This is a genomic window from Pseudomonas sp. SDO5532_S415, assembly GCF_054071155.1.
The window spans coordinates 12,857-32,950 of record NZ_JBSVWS010000047.1; the positions used below are offsets into that span (position 1 = coordinate 12,857).

The 20,094-nt window shown below is 58.1% G+C and carries 14 protein-coding genes and 1 pseudogene; 6 read left to right on the forward strand and 9 right to left on the reverse strand.

Annotated elements, in window-relative coordinates; genetic code table 11:
• Positions 1-181: 181 nt before the first annotated feature.
• Complete coding sequence (locus tag ACW9HW_RS13520) at positions 182-391, forward strand: hypothetical protein (RefSeq protein WP_095192601.1); 210 nt, start codon at positions 182-184, stop codon at positions 389-391.
• A gap of 216 nt (positions 392-607) precedes the next feature.
• On the opposite strand, the gene ACW9HW_RS13525 is transcribed toward ACW9HW_RS13520, so the two are convergent.
• A complete protein-coding gene (locus ACW9HW_RS13525; RefSeq protein ID WP_457400278.1) occupies positions 608-2,083 on the reverse strand; it encodes a tetratricopeptide repeat protein in 1,476 nt (491 codons plus the stop codon).
• Positions 2,084-2,717: 634 nt separating this feature from the next.
• Here ACW9HW_RS13525 and ACW9HW_RS13530 point away from each other — a divergent pair.
• The gene (locus tag ACW9HW_RS13530; protein ID WP_457400279.1) at positions 2,718-4,214 is read left to right on the forward strand and encodes a methyl-accepting chemotaxis protein; all 1,497 of its coding nucleotides are present in this window, start codon (positions 2,718-2,720) and stop codon (positions 4,212-4,214) included.
• Between the two features lie 135 nt (positions 4,215-4,349).
• Here ACW9HW_RS13530 and ACW9HW_RS13535 read toward each other — a convergent pair whose 3' ends face one another.
• The 4 genes from ACW9HW_RS13535 to ACW9HW_RS13550 all read right to left on the reverse strand — a co-directional run bounded on the left by ACW9HW_RS13535 (position 4,350) and on the right by ACW9HW_RS13550 (position 8,680).
• Positions 4,350-4,844: a cupin domain-containing protein gene (locus ACW9HW_RS13535; protein ID WP_457400281.1), complete on the reverse strand. Its 495-nt coding sequence runs from the start codon at positions 4,842-4,844 to the stop codon at positions 4,350-4,352.
• Positions 4,845-5,125: 281 nt separating this feature from the next.
• Positions 5,126-6,718: a DHA2 family efflux MFS transporter permease subunit gene (locus ACW9HW_RS13540; RefSeq protein WP_457400283.1), complete on the reverse strand. Its 1,593-nt coding sequence runs from the start codon at positions 6,716-6,718 to the stop codon at positions 5,126-5,128.
• Positions 6,715-7,842 carry an HlyD family secretion protein gene (locus ACW9HW_RS13545; protein WP_457400284.1) on the reverse strand — a complete coding sequence of 376 codons (1,128 nt, stop codon included), beginning with the start codon at positions 7,840-7,842 and terminating at the stop codon, positions 6,715-6,717. The genes ACW9HW_RS13540 and ACW9HW_RS13545 overlap by 4 nt, the downstream gene beginning before the upstream one ends.
• Before the next feature lie 76 nt (positions 7,843-7,918).
• The gene (locus ACW9HW_RS13550) at positions 7,919-8,680 is read right to left on the reverse strand and encodes an SDR family oxidoreductase (protein WP_457400285.1); all 762 of its coding nucleotides are present in this window, start codon (positions 8,678-8,680) and stop codon (positions 7,919-7,921) included.
• Between the two features lie 249 nt (positions 8,681-8,929).
• On the opposite strand from ACW9HW_RS13550, the gene ACW9HW_RS13555 reads away from it, so the two are divergent.
• Complete coding sequence (locus ACW9HW_RS13555; protein ID WP_457400287.1) at positions 8,930-10,516, forward strand: winged helix-turn-helix domain-containing tetratricopeptide repeat protein; 1,587 nt, start codon at positions 8,930-8,932, stop codon at positions 10,514-10,516.
• A gap of 312 nt (positions 10,517-10,828) precedes the next feature.
• Here the strand turns inward: ACW9HW_RS13555 and ACW9HW_RS13560 are convergent, their stop codons facing one another.
• Positions 10,829-11,737, reverse strand: coding sequence for an AraC family transcriptional regulator (locus ACW9HW_RS13560; RefSeq protein ID WP_457400290.1), 909 nt, complete (start codon positions 11,735-11,737; stop codon positions 10,829-10,831).
• Between the two features lie 59 nt (positions 11,738-11,796).
• Positions 11,797-12,630: an oxidoreductase gene (locus ACW9HW_RS13565; protein ID WP_457400292.1), complete on the reverse strand. Its 834-nt coding sequence runs from the start codon at positions 12,628-12,630 to the stop codon at positions 11,797-11,799.
• A gap of 382 nt (positions 12,631-13,012) precedes the next feature.
• Between ACW9HW_RS13565 and ACW9HW_RS13570 the strand changes: the two genes are divergently transcribed.
• The 3 genes from ACW9HW_RS13570 to ACW9HW_RS13580 all read left to right on the forward strand — a co-directional run bounded on the left by ACW9HW_RS13570 (position 13,013) and on the right by ACW9HW_RS13580 (position 15,203).
• Positions 13,013-13,408, forward strand: a complete 396-nt coding sequence (locus ACW9HW_RS13570; RefSeq protein WP_457400294.1) for a hypothetical protein — start codon at positions 13,013-13,015, stop codon at positions 13,406-13,408.
• A 72-nt stretch (positions 13,409-13,480) separates the two neighbouring features.
• Complete coding sequence (locus ACW9HW_RS13575) at positions 13,481-13,972, forward strand: hypothetical protein (RefSeq protein ID WP_457400296.1); 492 nt, start codon at positions 13,481-13,483, stop codon at positions 13,970-13,972.
• A 46-nt stretch (positions 13,973-14,018) separates the two neighbouring features.
• Complete coding sequence (locus ACW9HW_RS13580; RefSeq protein WP_457400297.1) at positions 14,019-15,203, forward strand: hypothetical protein; 1,185 nt, start codon at positions 14,019-14,021, stop codon at positions 15,201-15,203.
• 288 nt (positions 15,204-15,491) lie between these two features.
• On the opposite strand, the pseudogene ACW9HW_RS13585 reads toward ACW9HW_RS13580, so the two are convergent.
• Positions 15,492-15,657 (reverse strand): annotated as a pseudogene (locus tag ACW9HW_RS13585) (DUF6124 family protein); the annotation flags it as partial.
• A 183-nt stretch (positions 15,658-15,840) separates the two neighbouring features.
• Positions 15,841-20,094 (reverse strand): amino acid adenylation domain-containing protein (locus ACW9HW_RS13590; protein WP_457400299.1); only part of this gene is annotated, 4,254 nt, incomplete at its 5' end.

Genomic DNA, 20,094 nt, shown 5'->3' on the forward strand with positions numbered 1-20,094 from the left:
ATCAATCAACATTGATGGTGACTGGCAGACCGCTTTCGCGAGCAGGCTCGCTCCCACAGGGGATCAGCGAACCAACCATTGACTGCGTCAATAGTCACCATTAACTCAATGAAGTTCTCTTAAAAACTGTGCGGCGTAACATCTGCTCCATACCAACCAAATACCCCCGGAGCACACGATCATGAAACGCCAAACCATTCTCAGCATCGCTTTTTCGATCTTCGCAGTGAACGCTTTCGCCGCGACCTCTGCTCAACCTGTAGTCGCTGAAGGCGGCTCGGATCGCCTGCTCGAAAAACGCGCTGTTGCTGCCGATGGTTCGGATCGTTTGAAAGGCAACACCGTAGCCGCTGATGGCTCTGACCGCCTGAAAGGCAACACCGTCGTCTAACTAAACCGCTCCACCGCACCACTCAAAAAGCCCGGCCTGATCAGCCGGGCTTTTTCGTGTTTATGCATGGAGATCGGTATAGACACCTGCATAAAAACCGGATTTTTTTGGCAATGATGCGCTTTCGAAGGTAAACCCATCAAATAAAATTAAATCCGTCCCCTTTTCGGTCGTCCCCTTTTCGGTCCCCTTTTCGCTTCCTTTTCGCTTAAGTGTCTATGCACCATAAAGCAGCTCTTTGAATTTAGGAATCATCAGCAGATCCTTACACGCGCTGGAATCTTTCTGTAAAACCTCCTCCACCTTATTTATAAGTGCCCCCACCGATATCGAGGTTTCTGACTCAAGTTGAGATTTCGTCTTGGCCAACCCTAAATACATGTACAAATTCGCAGCCCGCAGAGGCGCAGCAGAACTATTATTGATTGTCGCCTCCACCAAATAATAGCAATGATTGTACTTCCCTGTAACTCGAGTTACTTGATCGGCCACATCGAGAACAGGGTACTTAAAATGTCGAGCCATCAAAGAGACCGCTGCATCTTTCTGACCAGACAGAGCCAACGCGGCGGAAAGATTCAACGCATTCAAATCATCCGACTCAAGATCATAGGCTTCGATCATCAGTTTAGCACCTACTTCATCGTCCCCCATAATAAGATGAGCAAAAGCGGAATTACCCACCACTGCGGAGTAAGAAGACCCTTCAGTTAGCGCACTACCCGACAATTTTGCCCATTCCATGTATTCATCACCAACTCGAGCAGCCTCTTCGTATTTTTTCTGCAAGAGCAATAACGCTATTACATTCCCGGCAGTAGATAAATTTTTCTTCTCTTCCAAGACCCTCCTGTAAAACAGCAGAGCGTTATTCAAGTCATGAGCATAGTAATAGGCATTCCCTGAATTATTAATCGCGCTCAGCTTCATCAATGGCGTGGCAAGCGGACTGCTTGAATTAATCACCTCTTCGTAAAGATCGATAGATTTTTTTAAATTATGCTTCCAACCATCAACTTCTATAGGATAACTAGACGACTTTGCGGCTTGAGCCCACATGGAATATGCCTCTGCAAGTGCATGAATGCGTAATGGGTGATCTCGCCAATCCGCATCCTTGTCCAACTCTAACGCTCTTACCAATATTCTAGGTTCAGTGGTGTTAGCTGGATGATCAAGGAAGTTCCATTTACTGCGCAAAGAAAAAACATCATTCACCAACTGCAACTTCCTTGAGAGCCCATCATTTTTAAGCGAAATCAGGTTAATTTCATTTAAAATCAATTGTTGACGATCCTGTTCACCGCCCAACAGTTTCTCAACCAAACTCACATAGTGTGGAGGTGCTGTACTGACCATCCGATACAACAGCAAAACACTTAACAATGAAACACAAAAAACAAAAAAAACCATCAACCTGGAACTTTGAAAAAAATAATCCTTTAAATATCGAATCATAATCCGTGGCGCATCCGACATTTTCTCACCGACCAAAAACGTCAACACATAAGATGATATCAACACAAGCATTGGTGGAGCCACAAGCTTTATCGACCCCAAGTACTCAGGAAGTGGAATATAATAATCCTCTGTTAAGTGATGATAGAGCGCTACCAACACAACGGTGAGCACAACTGCGACCAACATAGAACCTAATTGCAAGACACTTAATCGCAGATCAATTCGCCTCATGAAACCTACTCCTTTTAGAAGCACTAAATACTCGGATTGATTGCCGCTCGCAGAACTCAAAACCTGTACTACAAAAAGAGGCGTGATAACTAGCCCCTTCGTTTTCTCTTGATAAGGTTAGACACGGCCTAGCATTTTTGCCAAACATCAACGGAACGTGACATTGATGATTTCCTGCAAACGCAAATGCGCCTCCGAGGCAAGTTTCGTCCTCCCTGTGCAGCTAACAGTCATCAGATAAACTCTCGAGTTCAAGCTATGGAGTGAATGAAAATAGAAGCATTATCTGGTGCCGCCTGTTTTTGTTTAAGCCTCGACGCGATTGCCCGTCCCCTATCCCCGCCAATTCAGCAATACTTGCCTCTAAATCTGACAATCTTTCCCCCAAACGACGTCGCCCACTGCGAGATGATGGCAAACGGCTACGCTCTCCCCGACGCCTCATGCACACCCCCAATAAAACCGAAACCAACCCATGACCCTGTGGTGAGGGAGTTTGCTCCCGTTGCACCGTTCCGTGCTCGGGGCAACAGGAGCAAGCTCCCTCTCCACAGGGTCATGGGCAGGCTTGTCCAGCCAGCATCTGCCCTACCTCCCTGCTTCACCCTCGCTCAATGACATGGAGTAAGCGTGCATGCCCTTCCCCCCTCGTTTCCTTGAGCACTACCGCAAAGCCGACCGGATCATGCTGGGTTTGATCTGGCTGATGTTCGTCTTCGCGTTGGGCCTGGCGTTCTGGCACGACACGTTCGTGCAGGCGTTGTTGGTGGGCGGCGGGACGAGTGTGGTGTTGACGGTGTTGTATCGCGCCATCGGTGGCACGCGGTTCATGCGCTGTTGCCTGGGTGTGGGTCTGATGGTGATGGCGGCGTTGCATATCAATCAGGCCCGGGGGGTCATTGAGTCGCACTTCGGGATTTTCGCGTTGTTGGCGGTGCTGACGTTTTATCGCGACTGGCTGCCGATCCTGGTGGCTGCTGCGGCTATCGCGGTTCATCACGTGGTGTTTCATGTGCTGCAGCACCAGGGGTATCCGGTGTTTGTGATGGCGCATCACGGTGGCTGGACGATGGTGTTCGTGCACGCGTTTTATGTGGTGATGGAGACGGTCGCCCTGCTCTACCTGGCGGTGCACAGTCAGGCGGATGCGGTGGAGAGTCAGGACATGCTGGACAAGATGCTCGCGGCCACATCGCAGTTGACGGTGGATGCCGGCAAGGGTGAAAAGGCCGCGGTGCATGTGTCGCTGGCGGAGCGTTTCGATCAGTTTCTGACACAGATTACGGCGCTGGTTGACGGCGTGGTACGTGATTCTCAAGGGTTGGGTGAGTTGGGCCACGAGATTGCCAAGGCGAGTACGACGCTGGAGAAAGGCGCGCAGCATCAGTTGACGGAAATTGCCCAGATGACCGGTTCGATGCAGCGCATGGGGGACGCGATGGGGCATATCGCGGTGCATGTCGAGCATGCGGTTGAACACGCCGGACAGGCCAGTGCGCAAGTCACTCGGGGCCAGGAGAGTGTGAATCGGGCTCGACAGGAGATCACGCAGTTGGCATCGCGCCTGAACGGCACCCACGAAACCGTGCAGGTGTTGGCGGGTCAGGCGCAGCAGATCGGGACGGTGCTGGAGGTGATCAGCAGCATCGCCGAGCAAACCAATTTGCTGGCGCTCAATGCTGCCATTGAGGCGGCTCGGGCGGGTGAGCAGGGCCGAGGGTTTGCGGTGGTGGCGGATGAGGTACGCAGTCTGGCGCAGCGTACGGCGGTTTCCACCAAGGAAATCCGGACGATTATCGAGGCGTTGCAGCAAGGCAGCCGCAAGGCGGTCGAGGCAATGCATGACAGTCGTGAGGGTGTGGAGCGCTGTGTCGAGGACAGTCAGTTGGCAGCGGCGATGTTGCAGGCGGTGGGCAGTGATATTTCGCAGATTGATGAGCTCAATGGGCGGATTGTGACCACCACTCGGGAACAGTCCTCGGCGAGCCTGGAAATTGTCGGGCGGCTACAGTCAGTGCAGTCGATTGCGCAGAGTACGGCGGATGATGTGGAGACCCTGGCGTTGAGCAGTCAGCGGTTGCCGCCGATTGCGACGCGGCTGGATGCGTTGGGGCGTACGTTTCATCAGTGATTTATGGGAGCGAGCCGGCTCCGGGCGGCGTTCCGACGAAAGCGGCAGATCAGTCGACAATTGTGTTGAATATGATGCCGTCTTCGCGAGCAGGCTCGCTCCCACAGTGGGTTCGGCTTTCAGGCGGTGATGGCCTTATTTCGATGCATTGCGCGGATCATCGTGGCTATCGATGTACTCAAGGCCCAGCGGGCCTGTCCCGTAGACTTGCGAGATGTACTCGCCTGATCTGGCCCAGTGGAAGTGTGGTGTATTGGCCGGGAGTATCACTACGCTGCCGGGGCCATAGGCAACCAGTTTGTCCGGATCGAAAACCGTACCGAAGCCAATGTAGAAAACCCCGGACATGACGGTGTAGATACGATCTTCAGGATGCGTATGGGGCATCAGTTTGGTGCCATTGGGCACTTTGACCCGCACGACGTAGGGTGCTGGTTTGCTGGGGTCGCCGACCAGCACAGCCAGTTTCACTTCATTGGGGAAAGCCGCAAAGCTGCGCCATTCCACATCCTCATTATGCATAGCACCGGTTTTGCCCAGCGGTAATGGTTCAGCCTGGGCGAACGGCACGGCTGCGCCTGCGACAAGAAGCGCTGTCAGGCAAGCCGTTTTCATCATGCTCTGAATCATCAAAGACACCTTAGTTACGCAAGAATCGTCCGCCTTACTGTATTTGTGATGGGCATTACTGATAATGCCGTTACCGCGCATTACAGTTGATACGCAATGTAATCAATGTTCCGCCACATCCGAACCGCACCACCCAAAAAGCCCGCGTAATTGTCGGTTGAGCGAAAACGCCTGTGGGAGCGAGCCTGCTCGCGAAGGCGGAGTCAACGTCAACATCATTATTGACTGACCGTCCACCTTCACGAGCAGGCTCGCTCCCACAAGGGAAGTGGGTACCGGTTTTACAGCGCCGCTCCCATGGCACGCGCTTTCGCCCGTCGCGCAAATGCGATCTTGATGGCAACCAGCATGGGCGCGGCGACGGCGAACAGCAGGGTCACGGCGAAGAACGCCGAGTCGAAGGCAATCACTGTGGCCTGCCCCGAAACAGCCCGACCGAGAAGACTCGCCGCCCCACGGCCGGCCGCCAGCGCATCCATGCCTTTTGCTGACAGCATGGCGGTGGTGGTGGTCAGTCGTTCGATCACCGCGGCCGCCCCCGGGGTGATGTGTGTGCCGAGGATCGAGACGTTGGCGGCAACGTTGTGTTCGATCAGTGTCTGCAGCCCGGAGACGCCCATCAGGCCACCCAACTGGCGACCGGTATTGAACAGGCCTATGCCGCCGGCGAGGTTGCGGCGACTGAGATCGCTGAAGGCGATCAGGGTGATCGACAGAAACAGGAAGCCCAGGCCCAGGCCGCGCAACAGGATGGCGGCCATCATGTCGTCCGCACCGCTTTCGCTGGTGGAGCCGGAAAGCATCCACATCGCAATCATGATCATCAGGATGCCGAAGGGCACGGTGGCGAACGGCGCCACCCGACGGACTTGAAACAGAAAGGCGGCAACCAGCAATGCGCCGATGAACAGCGCGCCACTGGGCAACAACAGCAGGCCGGCCTCGGTGGGTGTGAAGCCAAGGACCGACAACGCGAAGGCCGGGATCAGGAACGCACTGCCGAACAACGCGGCACCGGCGACAAAACTGACGATCAACGCGAAGGAAAAATCGCTGGACTGGAACAGGGTGAAGTCGAGCAGGCCCTGCCCCCTGGCCAACACTTGCTGACCGAAAAACGCCAGCAGCGTGGCGACCCCGATCACGCTCAGCCAGAGGATGCGCGGCTCCTCGAACCAGTCCCAGCGTTCGCCCTGGCTGAAGACGTAAGTGAGGCTGAACAGGCTGGTGGAGATCAGTGAGACGCCGATCCAGTCGAATGGACGCCGGACCTGCGCGGGCATCGGGCTGTCTACCATCAGCAGAAGTCCGCCAGACGCCAGCGCCACTGGCACAACGCTGAGGAAGATCCAGGTCCAGTCCTGGCTGTCGATCAACCAGCCTTGCAGCGCCGGGGCGAGTGTCGCGGGCGCAACCACCGAGCCCATGGCGAACAGGGCCTGGAGGATCGGCTGACGGGATGGCGCAAAGGCGAAAAAGATCAGTGCCTGGCCGCCGACCAGCAAGGTGCCGCCGGCGAAGCCCTGAAGGATGCGCAGCGCGATCAGCACGTCCAGCCGCGCGGTGATGGCGGCCAAGGCGCAGGCCAGGCCCATGAGCAGGACCGCGCCGATGATCACGCGACGCGGATCGAAGCGGCTCAGCAGCCAGGCGGCGGTCATGAAGCCGATCAGCTTGAATGCGGTGTAGCCGACATCCAGCCAGGCGAACTCATCGGGCGTGGCATAGGTGTCGCCGAGGATGTCGCTACGCCCGAGGGCCAGCACAGTGCTGGCGATCGCTTCCGTCAACGCAGCCAGCACGATGCCCACCATGAGCAGCAGGCCAGTCGCGGCACCGGCGTGGCTGCGCACGATCGCGGCCGGCGTGTTCATGACCCTTCCCCTTGCGCAACGACCCTTTGCTCAACGTCGCCTTGCGCCACATCAACCCGTGCCGACAGACCGGGCACGATGCGCCCCGGCAATGGGTTTTGCACCAGGCGGATCTTCACCGGCACGCGCTGCACAACCCGCACAAAGTTGCCGGTAGCGTTGTCGGCCGGGAGCAGGCTGAACGCCGAGCCGCTGCCCGGTGCGAAGCTGTCGACCCTCCCTTCAAGGGCGGTGTCGGGGTAGCCGTCGACGGTAATGCGCACGCGCTGGCCGGGGCGGATGTGTTCGAGCTGGGTTTCCTTGAAGTTGGCCACGACCCACACGTCATGGACCGGCACGATATCGAGCAAGGCCACACCCGGTGTCACATAGCGGCCGATGCGCACCTGACGGTTGCCGATCACGCCATCCACCGGCGCGCGGACCACGGTGCTGTCGAGGTCGATCTGCGCCAGATCCCGCGCGGCCTGGGCTTGGGCAACGGTAGCAACGGCCGCTTCGCGCTGGGCCACCAGCACGGCGATGCGTTGTTGTTGCGCGTCAACCGTGGCCGAGGCCGCGGACACCGACGACTCAGCTCTCGAGCGAGCCTCGTCGCTTTCATCGACCAAAGCCTGGCTGACCGCGTTGCTGACAATCAGTTTGCGGCTGCGATCATGGGTCTTGGTTGCCAGATTCATCCTGGCCACGGCTGAGCGTCGCTGGGCTTCGGCTTCGCGAATCAGGGCGCGCTGCAGCTGGGTTTGCGCATCGACGTCAGCCAGGCGCGCCCGGGCGGCGCTGACATTGGCCTCGGCTTGCGCCAGTTTTGCGCGGTAGTCGCGGTCATCGATGCGAAACAGCACATCGCCGGCGCGCACGCTCTGGTTGTCCTCAACTTCTGCCGCCGTGACATAACCGGCGACCTTGGCGGCGAGCGAGGTGACATCGCCGCGCACATAAGCGTTGTCGGTCGAGGTCGCACCACCGGTCAGCGACATCGCCCATCCGGTGGCCACGACCACCACGGCGCCGACGCACAGCAGTATGCCGACCATTTTCTTCTTGCTTCGCCGCACTACGACGACAGGGATCTCGGCGCTGGCGCCGGTAGCAATGGCGGCCTTGTCCTGGGGCGAGTTCATGGTGTTTTTCCTGTTCAATGCCAAGGGCCAGTCGCCACCTGCGGGCAGCCGCCTGCAGGTGGCGACATGGAGAGTTTCAGCGGCCCGCCCGGGCCATCGACTGAACGAGCCAGTCTTCGAAGCGAATCGAGCCCAAGCGCGGATGCTGGCCGGGGGTCAGCGATTGGTCGTCGAGAACGGCGCCGAAATAGCGCGCATGAACATCGGGAATCACCTTGCGCGCATCCTGGGTGATACGCAGGAAGCGTCTGACCAGTTCATCCAGCGGCATGGCCTCGGGACCGGCGACTTCCACCGTGCCATTGACCGGGGCTTCGAGGGTGACATCGGTCAGCACCGCGGCCACGTCGTCGGACGCCATCGGCTGGATCAGCGCCGGCGAAAGGAAAATCTCCTCGCCGACGGTGGCCGCCTGCGCGATGCCACCGACAAACTCGAAGAACTGCGTGGCCCGCAGGATGGTGTAGGGAACGGGCGACGCCTTGATCAGGTTTTCCTGGGCGACCTTGGCGCGGAAGTAGCCGCTTTCGGGCAACCGCTCGGTACCGACAATCGACAGGGCAACGTGATGGCGCACGCCGGCGGCCGCTTCGGCAGCCAGCAGGTTGCGGGTAGAGGTTTCGAAGAACTCAAGAACGGCTTGATCCTCCCACACCGGGGCGTTGGCCACGTCGACCACGATATCGGCGCCATCCATCGCCTGGGCCAGGCCCTCGCGGGTGATGCTGTTGACGCCCGTGTTGGGGGACGCGGCAAACGCTTCATGGCCCCGCTCGCGCAGGTTCTTCACAAGTTTCGATCCAATGAGGCCGGTGCCTCCGATGACGACGATCTTCATGGGCTCTCTCCGCTGGTCGGCGGCAACATTGCCGTCGGGGGTAGCTGCAGAGTGCCTGCGCAGGCCGGGCAAGTCCTTGTACCGGCCTTGAGTTTGCCTTTGAAGAAGCTTGGTTTTCCGTCCAACGCTGCCGGTGTGTGACGAAGCTGCCTTGCCGTGAACGGTGCAGCCCGCTACGCGCTGCCGTATCATCGTCCCATCGCCAGCTCGGACACGGAGTCGAGGGCATCCGACCGGGGGATACTGACCTTGCCATTCGTGTTTGAAGACTACGTACTCGACCAGGAGCGCCGGGAGCTGACCTTGCGCGGCGAAGTCGTGACCGTCGGGCCGCAGGTCTTCGATCTATTGCTTCAGCTTGTCAGCAACCACGAACGTGTCGTCAGCAAGGACGACTTGCTCAAGGCCGTGTGGGCCGGGCGTATCGTCTCGGAATCGACTATCACCAGCCACATCAATGCAGTGCGCAAGGCCATCGGCGATACCGGCGAGGAGCAGCGTCTGGTTCGAACCATCGCACGCAAGGGTTACCGATTCGTCGGCCTGCTGAAGGTCGACGAGACTGACGCCACGCGACAGCCAGACGCACCGGACATCGCCACCCCCGCACCGGTGGCCCCGCCCTCCACGCTCAGCCTGCCGGACAAGCCCTCCATCACCGTCCTGCCTTTCCATAACCTGAGCGGCGATCCCGAGCAGGAGTATTTCGCCGACGGCATGGTCGAGGACATCATCGCCGCCCTGTCGCGCATCCGCTGGCTGTTCGTCATCGCGCGCAACTCGAGCTTCACCTACAAGGGCCGCGCCGTGGACGTCAAAGGCGTCGGCCAGGAACTCGGCGTGCGCTACGTGCTGGAAGGCAGCGTGCGCAAGGCCGGAAACAAAGTGCGCATCACCGGGCAACTCATCGACGCGCAGAGCGGAACGCACATCTGGGCGGAACGCTTCGAAGGCCTGCTCGATGACATCTTCGAGTTGCAGGACCGGATCGCCGAAAGCGTGGTCGGTGCCATCGCGCCGCAGCTTGAACGGGCGGAAATCGAGCGCGCCAAGCGCAAACCCACCGACAGCCTGGACGCTTACGATTACTACCTGCGCGGCATGGCAAAACTGCACAACGGCACCCGCGAAGCCATCGAACAGGCGCTGCCGCTGTTCTACAAGGCGATCGAACTCGATCCGGAATTTGCCTCGGCCTATGGCATGGCCGCCTGGTGCCACTTCTGGCGCAAGTTGAATGGCTGGATGGCCGACCGTCCGCTTGAGATCGCCGAGGGCATACGGCTCGCACGGCTGGCGGTAGAACTGGGCCGCGATGACGCGGTGGCGTTAACCCGCGGTGGACACGCGCTCAGCCATCTTGCCGGGGATGTCGATGGCGGCATTGCCTTGCTCGACCGGGCACGCCTGCTCAACCCCAACCTCGCCCCCGCCTGGTACCTGGGCGGTATCCTGCGCGCGCTGCACGGTGAAACGGAATCCGCCATCGAAAACCTGACCCATGCCGTTCGCCTGAGCCCGCTGGATCCGGAGATGTTCAGGATGCAGGTGGGCATGGCCCTCTCGCACTTCTTCGCCGGGCGCTTCGACTGCGCAGCGGACTGGGCGGAAAAAGCCTTGCGCAACCTGCCCACCCTGCTGCCGGCGGTAGCCTTGCTGGCAGCCAGCCACGCCCTCAGCGGACGCATGGATAAAGCCACGCAAGTCATGCAGCGCCTGCACGAGCTGGACCCGACGTTGCGCTTGTCCAGACTCAAAGAGTGGCTGCCGATCCAGCGGCCGGAGGATTTTGCGCGGTTTACCGAAGGGTTGCGACTGGCTGGGTTGCCTGAGTAATCACATCCCATAGCGGAACGCTCTCCTCCTCTCTCGCAGCGAGTGCGGTCTTGCCGGGGTTACGGCGATGTTGCAGGTGGTGTGCCGTGGCATCACGCTGATCAATGCGTTGCTCGGCTGGATGGTGCGGACGGCGTCAGTTTGGGTTCAAGGTGATTGTTTTGATTGGCTGCTATCGGCCAGAAGCGGACGTTCCGAGTAGGGAAAATATATCTGCTCCCTTTCTCCGCAGACTGAAACAGCTCGGCGTTTGCGCCGCACGTATACCGATCGAAGCCTATCGGTGCCGGGCAAAACAGGACTGATTGAAGGTCAGTGTGATGACACGAAGGGCGACGGAGTTGTCGGTGCCGGCAACGCATAGGTTCGTTTCATCCACGCCACCTCCGCTATCGGTGTGCGGCCGAAAAGGCGTTTGAAGTCTCGGCTAAATTGCGAAGCACTTTCATAGCCCACCAGAAATGCCGATTTGGCTGCTGTCAGGTCGTTACGCAGCATCAGTAATCGCGCTTGATGCAACCGTGTCGACTTGAGGTACTGCATGGGCGAGGAATCGGTCACCTTGCGAAAATGCAGATGAAAATTGGGCACGCTCATCTGCGCTTCCTGGGCCAGGGCTTCTACATCCAGATGCTCGTGATAACAGCTGTGGATTTTGTGAATGGCGCGCGTCACCTTGCCGAACTTGCCCTGCTGGACGATGGCCGCGCGTAAAGTGCCGCCTTGTTCACCGGTGAGGATGCGGTAGTAGAGCTCGCGCAGCATCGCCGGGCCGAGGATTTGCGCGTCGGTACGGTCACCCATGACTTCCAGAAAACGCAGGGTCGACTGGCGCAGCGGTTCGTCCATGGGCGATGCGTACATGCCCATAGGCTGAGCCGCGCTGAAGTTCCAAATATCATCCACCTGCTGAATCAGCTCGCCGGCCAGGGTGAAATCCAGGCGCAGGTATACCGCCAGCATTGGCTCCGCCTCGCTAGCCTCGGTCTCCATCGTAAAAGGTACCGGCACCGACACCACCAGATAATGCTGCGCGTCATAGACGTAAACTTCATCACCCAGATAGCCGCGCTTCTGCCCCTGACAGAGGATGACGATGCCCGGTTCATACAAAACCGGCGTGCGCGTCAGCGGCCGGTTGGAACGCAGAAAACGCACATCATCCAGTGGGCTCAAGTTGTAACCCTCCAACGGCGCAAGCTGGCCCATCAACTGCACCATACGCGCTCTACTCGGATCCTTGGGTTTTGGCATCGAATGCACGGTCTCCACATTTTTGCTCAACCGTCCGTAGAACAGCTAAGCACCTCCCATTGCTTAATACTCTCCACCGTCCGGTGCAGCTTGTCACGCACCAGTGCCAGGGCGTCGCTGCCCAGCAGCAGGTGAGCCGGCGGGGTGGGGCTGGCGATAATCGTCAGCATGGCGCGTGCGGCTTTCTGCGGGTCGCCCAGTTGATGGCCGCTTTTTTCCTCACGGGCTTTGCGCACCGGGTCGAAGCTCGCATCGTAGTCACTGATACTGCGCGGCGTACGCTGCATTGAACGCCCTGCCCAGTCCGTGCGAAACGACCCTGGTGCCACGGCCGTGACAAAAATATTGAAGGGTGCAAGCTCCTTGCTTAACGTGTCAGAGATGCCCTCCAACGCAAATTTGCTCCCGCAGTAATAGGCAATGCCCGGCATGGTGATATAGCCGCCCATGGAAGTGATATTGAGGATATGCCCTACCCGCCGCTGGCGAAAATACGGCACAAACGCCTTGGTCACCGCCACTGCGCCAAATACATTTACGTCGAACTGGCGGCGCATTTCCTCCAACGACGACTCCTCGAAAATCCCCTCGTGGCCATAACCCGCATTGTTGACCAGCACATCCACCGGGCCATGCTGGTTCTCAACAGCGGCAACTACCGCGTCGATGGCATTGATGTGGGTAACGTCCAGCACCACGCCATGGGCCCGCTCAGGCGAGAGCGCCTCGAAGGTTGCCAGAGCGGATTCGCTGCGAACAGTGCCGATCACTCGATGGCCCTGGGCGAGAGCTTCCTTAGCCAGGGCCTGGCCAAAGCCACTGCTGACGCCGGTGATAAAGAGGGTTTTTTCTGCACTCATGGGGCGCACTCCTGAAAAAATAAGGTGAGGCCATGTTAGGGCTGGGAGTGGTGATGGACTATGCCGGATTGGATTTGAGTATTGCCTAATCCTATCTGGGTGGTCGGTGGACAACCTTGAATCTGCTGATAAAAAACGAGACCAATGGAAGAAAGGGGTGGATCTATATGCACTAATCTAAACGTCTGCCATGGCCGAAATTTTCCGGTCACAAACGTCTGCTTCGGGTCCAAAACGGTCGCTTGTGAGAGGCTGCTTCTGGCCGATTTCTGCCGTCCGTGAAGGGCAGCAATCGGCCAGAAGCAGACGTTTGACAAAGCTGACTCTGGCGAGAATCAAACCACCCCGTTTAAAAGAGGATGATCCTGTCCTGGAGGGAATCATGTTCACAAAAACCTGCGCTATAGCAGTCGTCATCACCGGCATATCGCTCGCTCTAAGTAGTACAGCGCCAGCAGCCTCCGAGATGTGCAGTATGAACCCGGCATTCGACCAGAAAGATAGCGATGCCAAGAACCAGAAGACATCTGTCTGGGCCAACGGAGCAGTTGGCAATCAACCTTCGGCGCTGATGTTTGTGGAAAAGATCAACGTCAACACTGACGGAACCAGGCGGTCGTACAACGTTGCAGATTTTTGGGGGGAAACTGTAGCCCTGAATAACCTCTGCAATGCCATGTCGGATGCCTGTTCAAACCTGGATAGCGAAGGGATGCGCCAGCGACGAATTCTGACGCAGAGAGCAAAGGCTCAGGGTTGGCCAGCCGATCTTTTCTAGGCGACGCGCATTTCCCCTGACATCATCCCGCTAAAAAACGGAAAACCATGCCCGGAAGTAGATGGCTTCCTGGTGTCTGCTACCGCACTGCATAAAAAACCGATCCAGGATGCATGTGATATCACAAATTATGTGGATGCCTTGGTAACGCCAGCGATTGTGATACCCAAGGGCAGCAATGGCTTCTCTCAGCGCAATGTCCGTGTTGGAGATCTGGTTGTCATGCTCCGCCCTGGAAAAACTTCGCCCGTGTTCGCTGTAGTCGGCGACACCGGCCCCGTGAACTCCTTGGGCGAGGGAAGTATCGCGCTTAATGGTCGATTGCTTGATAAGGCAGCACCGCCCGTTAATTACACGGAGGTCAGAGGCAGGAAAGAGTTTGTCGGCAAGGGATGGTCGGTGCCTGAAACCATCGTGTTGATTTTTCCGGGCACGCGTGACGAAAACACGCCCTACATGACTCCAGAGCGCATCAATGCCGCGTCTAAAAAACTGTTCGAAGATTGGGGTGGAATAACACGAGCTCAGGCATGCGCTGAAGAGTACGCAAAGGGATTTTTTTGATACCAATTTGATGGGTTGTTGAGCCTATTGAGGAGACAACACACCTATGGATCGCTCAAAGTTTCAAGAAACCATTGAAGGAATTGCAAAGCATTTCAAACCCGGGCAACGTCGAAAAGTTCATTCGATTGGTCGTGCGTTGTGGAAAGCCATCGCTTTTTTTACGCTCCTGTCCGGGTTGGTCTCGTATGCTATTAACGGGACGGAACTATTCACCAAAAAAATTCCTTCCGCCATTGCCCACATAAGCAAATACGTCCTCTTGGGAAAAACAGGCCGTCCCTTTCTGCTGAGGCAACTTATTGAAGAAGACCTCGCACTGACTGGCATATGCCCTGGCAGAGTACTGGTGAGCGACTTCGATAGTGATGGGCAAGCCACCGATTTAGTGATCGAATTGTTAACCTACGACGAAGAAGGTCAATGCACGGAAAATAATCCGGACACCGCGTATGCTTTGATGAAAGATTCTCCATCAAGCGATCTTTGGCCTAGATACACATTGCTTCGATTGATTGCCCGCGGTGACATTGGCACATTTTCACAAGGCACAGGGCTTCCCCTGACATTTGAACAAAAGGGAAAGTTCTTGTTAGGTAGCGTCTACGCCACCGATTTTCCAGGATGGTACGTATACGGTTACTCGAACGGCCACATGCATCAATTTGGTTACTATCGTCCGGTGGGGAGCCTGTCGGAGATCGAAGGTAGCGAGCCAGTATCCCAGATCGGTGACAAACTTTTGATCCCGACCGAAGCGGGAATTCAGAGCTTTGAGATAACCTCCGACGGTCAGTTCAAGACTACAAAGCTTACGCCCAAACAAATTGTTGAGCGCAATAACTCCGCTTTGGTTCTGGAGGTGTTTTCCACCACGCCCGATGAAGACGCGCTCAACGATGTAAAGACGTACTCCACAGACAACCTCAAGGAGGTCGCAAGTGCCTCCTTCGATGCCTGCGGGTATTGGGCAGTGGCAAATGGTGTACCGGTCGAGTTGAAAGAGAATGCCTCACCTGGAGCACCTTGTGTCGGGGAACTTAGCGTATTTCCAATCACAACGGTCACTCCAATGGTCGCCTGCGACGTCAAGGGTTTTAAGCAGACGTTGCAGTTTCCTTGGGGGTGGGTCGTAGATCCTGCCGCACAAGAACCTTCAATCACTTGCCCTGTCGACGGCGAATCGGAATCGCCTGGAGGGTTTACTCTGAAAGTTTCTGTAGGTTCTTAATCCACTTGTCGCAGGGGTTGGGAACGGATTATTTTTTTCGAATTGCCCCGGCAGCTTCGAAAAATGGATCGCTCCATTGTTGTGTCCCCCATTGTTGGATGAGCGATACCGCCAATCTGCGATGGGCATCAACGACTACTCACCCGCCTCAATGAACGCATACCTCATGTGGGAGCGAGCCTGCTCGCGATGGAGGTCAACAATTACGCGGTCCGTCTGGATGTCCGCGTTGTACCGGCGCTATTCGCGAGCGGGCTCGCTCCCACAGGTCCGCGTTCATGGGCTCTTTCAAGGCGGATCAATCTGATCCAGCACCCGATTCGCGGTGATCTGCGCCAACATGATGCTGTTGGAAACCCAGCAGCGCATGGCAATCCCCACCCTCCAGATGATCCACCAACTGATGAACCATCACATCGACCGAAGCCAGGGTTTCAACGAGATACACCACCAGCGCTATCGCCCCCCAGGCCAAAGGCCCGAGCGACTCATGCGCTCGCCCTGCCAACTATCATCTCCACCCAAACATCGCTTGGTAAGCCACTGGAAGGCGCCTGCTGTGCGGGCTTCGCTGAGTAATTGCGTTGTCGATCCCGCACTGTCAGCGATGCAAGCGCCTTCACTTCACGCGCCTGAACTATCCCTTTAACACTTGGCTGATCAGCGCCCCCATTTGGTCCGCATGCCGCTTGATAACCGTCTCGTGGTCACCCGGTACTGACATCAAGACTATGGCAGACGGCGCCAACAGTTGCTCCCAGCCCAGGTATCGGGACGGCTCTGCGTGTCCCTCCAGCGGTGTCAGCGCTGTGTCCTGTGCAATGAACAAGTGCAATCTGGCATTGAGCGCACGCGGTCGCCAGGTGTGCATGGCTTTGCCGTGGCCTAGCATGCGGTACAGGAACTGTCGGTTTTCCTGCGGCGTGTCATGGGCGAGATGCCACAGGTTTTTTCCGGCACGCTTGTACTTTTCAAGGGCTTGTACGATGTCCTCGACCACCTCCTCCACCGTTCGCCGCAAAGATATCTCGATCAAGTCCGGTTCGTGCTCGACAAAGTTATTTGTCACGAACGCATGCAGCGTCACCAGGCTGGCGTGATGCGTACTGTCTTGCCTGTCAAGGGACGGCAAGGTGGTGTCGAACAGCCCGAGGAATTCAACCGACTCGCCCGCTTCTCGCAACTGCGTGGCCATTTCATAGGCGATCAAACCGCCAAATGACCAACCGGCAATCCGGTAAGGTCCTTCGTGCTGGATTTGGCGAACGACGTCGACGAAACGCGCGGCAATCTCGACTAAATCCTCCAGAGGCTCAGCTGACAATGGAAGCGGAGGCAAGCCGTACACCGGAACATCGGCATCGATGTATCCGGCAAGATGCTCGAAGTACCAGGAGTAGCCTTGCAAGGTGTGTGTAAGGAACAGTGGTCGCTGCCGGCCCTCGCGGTTGAACGCCTGCACTGGAGCCTGATCGGTCGGTACACACGCTTGCAATTGCAGCAATGCCGCCAGCTTGGCGACGCTGCGGGTGTCGAAGATGCTACGCACCGACAGATCCACCGCCAACGCCTCCCGGATGCGCACGACCAATTGCGAGGCCATCAGCGAGTGCCCGCCCAACGCGAAGAAATTATCGTGGCGCCCGACCCGCTTGACCTCCAGCACCTGCGCCCAGATCGCCGCCAGCACACGTTCGAGCTCCCCTTGCGGAGCATCGTACGAACGCTCTACGGCGCTCAACGCACTTAATGGCATCGTGCGCAAAGTCAGGCGATCCAGCTTGCCGTTAGGCAAAACCGGAAACGCCGGAAGCGGTACAAAGCGGCTGGGGACCATGGCCCCGGGCAACCGTTGCGCCAGCCAGTCGTGCAACTCATTGTGATCGACCTGTGCGCCGTCGCCCGGGACATAGAACCCGATCAATTGATCGTGCTCGCCACCCGCGCGGCGCGCCACTGCAGCCACTTTCGTCAGCCCCGGACAGCTGCCCAGCGCCAGTTCGACCGCGTTCAGTTCAACACGCTGGCCACGTACCTTGATCTGGAAATCCTTGCGACCCAAGTGCATGAGTTGACCATCAGCCAACCACATGCCGATATCGCCGGTCATCAATGCACGTGCGCCGGATGGCAATACGATGAAACGTTCGGAACTCAATTCCGGCTGGTTCCAATACCCGGGGCCAACATTGAAACCTTCGACGAAAATTCCGCCCACAGCACCCACCGGCACCGGATTGAGCCGCTCGTCCAGCACATGCACCCGCACGTTGGCAATCGGCCGGCCCGCCGGCATCACGGGACCGAGGCCCGCCAAATCTTCGCCCTCGCTGTAAGTGATGTCGTTGAGTTCGGTGCAACCGTAGTTGTTGTGCAGCCGTGACCGGGGCAGCAAACGGCCAAAACGGGCCCTGACCTCACGGCTCAACGGCTCACCGGCGGTCACGACATGGCGCAGCCTGCCCAACTGCGAAGCGTGATCGAGCAACGCATTGAGGTGCGAAGGCACCAGATTCAGCCTCGTTACCCGATGCTCGCGCAGCGCTGTTGCGAAAGCTTCGGCATCTTTGACGGTTGGATCGGCAAAAATGACCTGAGGCACACCCGCCAACAGCCCGCTGAGCATTTCCTTGATCGACGGTACAAACGACATGGATGTCTTCTGTGCGACCACCTCGTCTGCCGCAAATGGCGTGCGCGCCCACAAGGCCTGCAAACCGTTGAGCAGTTGCCGGTGTTCGACCGACACGCCCTTGGGCTGTCCCGTAGACCCCGAGGTGTAGGCGATGTAGGCCGGATCATCAGGATGGTTGTCGCAGACGACAGAATTCAAGCTGGCGTGCTGATCGATATCGCAGTCCAGCCGCAACAGCGGCAGATGGGTTCCCACCAGTTCATTCGCAAGACCGGAAGTGGTCAGCACACGGGCTGGCATCGCAGCGTCGAGGATGCGCTGTACATAGGCAGCCGGGTAACCCGGATCAATCGGAACATAGATGCAACCCAGCTTGAACACCGCCAGCACGCTGGCGAGAAAATCGGCCGACCGCGGCTGATAAAGGGCAATGCGCGCACCCGGCGTAATGCCCTGGTGCTGCAACGCCGCAACGATCGCGTTGCTGCGTTTGTCCAGCCCGGCAAAAGTGACTGCTTGCCCGTTATCAAGACAGGCCGTGGCATCGGATCGCTGCGACACCTGGCGAGCGAACAGTGCCGTCACCGACGTTTGCTCAAATGCCTGGAGCGTGTCGTTACTGCGCGCAATCAGCACTTGCTCGCTCGGGGTAAGGGCCAACAGGCTGGACACGCCAAGTCGTGGCGACTGGATCACCCGTTCCAGAATCTCGAGCCAGACCGACAGCATCAATTCCACTTGAGCTGCGCTAAACCGAAGGGTGTCGAAGCTCGCGACGATTTCCAGCTTGCGGGCATCCCCGAACACCTCCAGGTCCAGATCCGCCTGGGCAGGACGATCGGCTTCGACTGGCCATTCGCTGACGGTCATCTCGTCGCCCCAAGCCTGAGTGTCGATGCCCGGGAAATTTTGATGCCGCAACATGACTGGCAATGGCGAACGACCGTCCGCCTGACGCAACCGGGGCGCCGCCGCAAGCATCTGCTCGAACGGCAATGCCTGATGTTCCAGTGCCTGAAGCACGACGTTGTGGGTCTGGTCGAGCACATCGGCGATCAGCGAATCGCCGTCCAGCCGCACCCGCAACGGAAGGATGTTGACGAAGAAGCCAATCAGCGGATCCAGCAACGGATCGTCCCGCCCCGCTACCGTGGTGCCGGTGCACACATCCGAGTGTCCGGTTTGACGATGAACCAATAGCGTCCAACCGGCGAGCAGTACAGTGAACAGACTGGTACCGCGCTGCTGGCTGAACTGCGCGAGGCGCAAAGACAAGTCCTCGCTCACTGGCCGCCGCACGATGCTGACCGGCCCCGGGGCAATACTGGCCGGGGTCCCCGGCACCGCCAGATCAATCGGATCGGCCTGGCCGGCCAGGTTCGTGCGCCAGTAATCCAGATGCCGGGTCAGATCCTGTCGGCGCTGCCAGTGCGCATAATCGGCGTGCTGGATGACCAGCGGCGCGAGTTGCGCATCCACTCCGGCCAGGTGCGCGGTGTACAGCGCCCGCAGGTCGCGCATCAACACCGAGGTGGACCAGCCATCAGAGACAATATGGTGAATCACGATCGACAGCACATGGCGCTTCGATGCGAGACGCAACACCTGGGCCCGTATCAAGCGCCCCTGTCGCAGATTGAACTCGACAGCAGCATGCGCCTGCAAGGCTTGCGTCAGATGCTGCGGCGTGGTGGGCAACACGTGTAGCAGGAGCTCGCAGGAAGCGTCGATGCACTGCGAAGGCACATCGTCACCGTCGGCCAGCAGGAATCGAGTGCGCAACGGTTCATGGCGCGCCACCAGTCCGTCGAACGCATGTTGCAACGCATCGAGGGAAAACGTTCCTTCTAGCAGCAATGCGCCGTGCCAATTGTATGCGCGCCCGCCATCCCGGGCCTGAATCAGCCACAAACGCTCCTGGACGAAGGACAACGGCAAGGGGACGTCACGGGGCTGTGTAACCACAGGCGAACGAGCAGGCCCGCACGCGCTTTCCACTTGCGCGGCGAAGTCTTTCAGGCTGCGCGACTCGAACAGCGCACGCAGCGCCGGCTGATCGCCAAACTGCTGACGCACCGATCCTGCGACACGCATGGCCAGCAGGGAGTCCCCCCCCAGCTCGAAGAAGTTGTCGTGACGACTAACCGCTTCGACAGCCAGCAACTGCGACCAGATCCGCGCCAGTGCAATTTCGATTTCGCCCTGGGGCGGTTCATATTGCGCACGCACAACGGCGTCGCCGTCCGGTGCCGGCAA

Coding starts and splice junctions, on each gene's coding strand:
- ACW9HW_RS13520 (WP_095192601.1), top strand. CDS start 182: ATGAAACGCCAAACCATTCTCAGCATCGCTTTTTCGATCTTCGCAGTG.
- ACW9HW_RS13525 (WP_457400278.1), bottom strand. CDS start 2,083: ATGAGGCGAATTGATCTGCGATTAAGTGTCTTGCAATTAGGTTCTATG.
- ACW9HW_RS13530 (WP_457400279.1), top strand. CDS start 2,718: ATGCCCTTCCCCCCTCGTTTCCTTGAGCACTACCGCAAAGCCGACCGG.
- ACW9HW_RS13535 (WP_457400281.1), bottom strand. CDS start 4,844: ATGATTCAGAGCATGATGAAAACGGCTTGCCTGACAGCGCTTCTTGTC.
- ACW9HW_RS13540 (WP_457400283.1), bottom strand. CDS start 6,718: ATGAACACGCCGGCCGCGATCGTGCGCAGCCACGCCGGTGCCGCGACT.
- ACW9HW_RS13545 (WP_457400284.1), bottom strand. CDS start 7,842: ATGAACTCGCCCCAGGACAAGGCCGCCATTGCTACCGGCGCCAGCGCC.
- ACW9HW_RS13550 (WP_457400285.1), bottom strand. CDS start 8,680: ATGAAGATCGTCGTCATCGGAGGCACCGGCCTCATTGGATCGAAACTT.
- ACW9HW_RS13560 (WP_457400290.1), bottom strand. CDS start 11,737: ATGGTGCAGTTGATGGGCCAGCTTGCGCCGTTGGAGGGTTACAACTTG.
- ACW9HW_RS13565 (WP_457400292.1), bottom strand. CDS start 12,630: ATGAGTGCAGAAAAAACCCTCTTTATCACCGGCGTCAGCAGTGGCTTT.
- ACW9HW_RS13570 (WP_457400294.1), top strand. CDS start 13,013: ATGTTCACAAAAACCTGCGCTATAGCAGTCGTCATCACCGGCATATCG.
- ACW9HW_RS13580 (WP_457400297.1), top strand. CDS start 14,019: ATGGATCGCTCAAAGTTTCAAGAAACCATTGAAGGAATTGCAAAGCAT.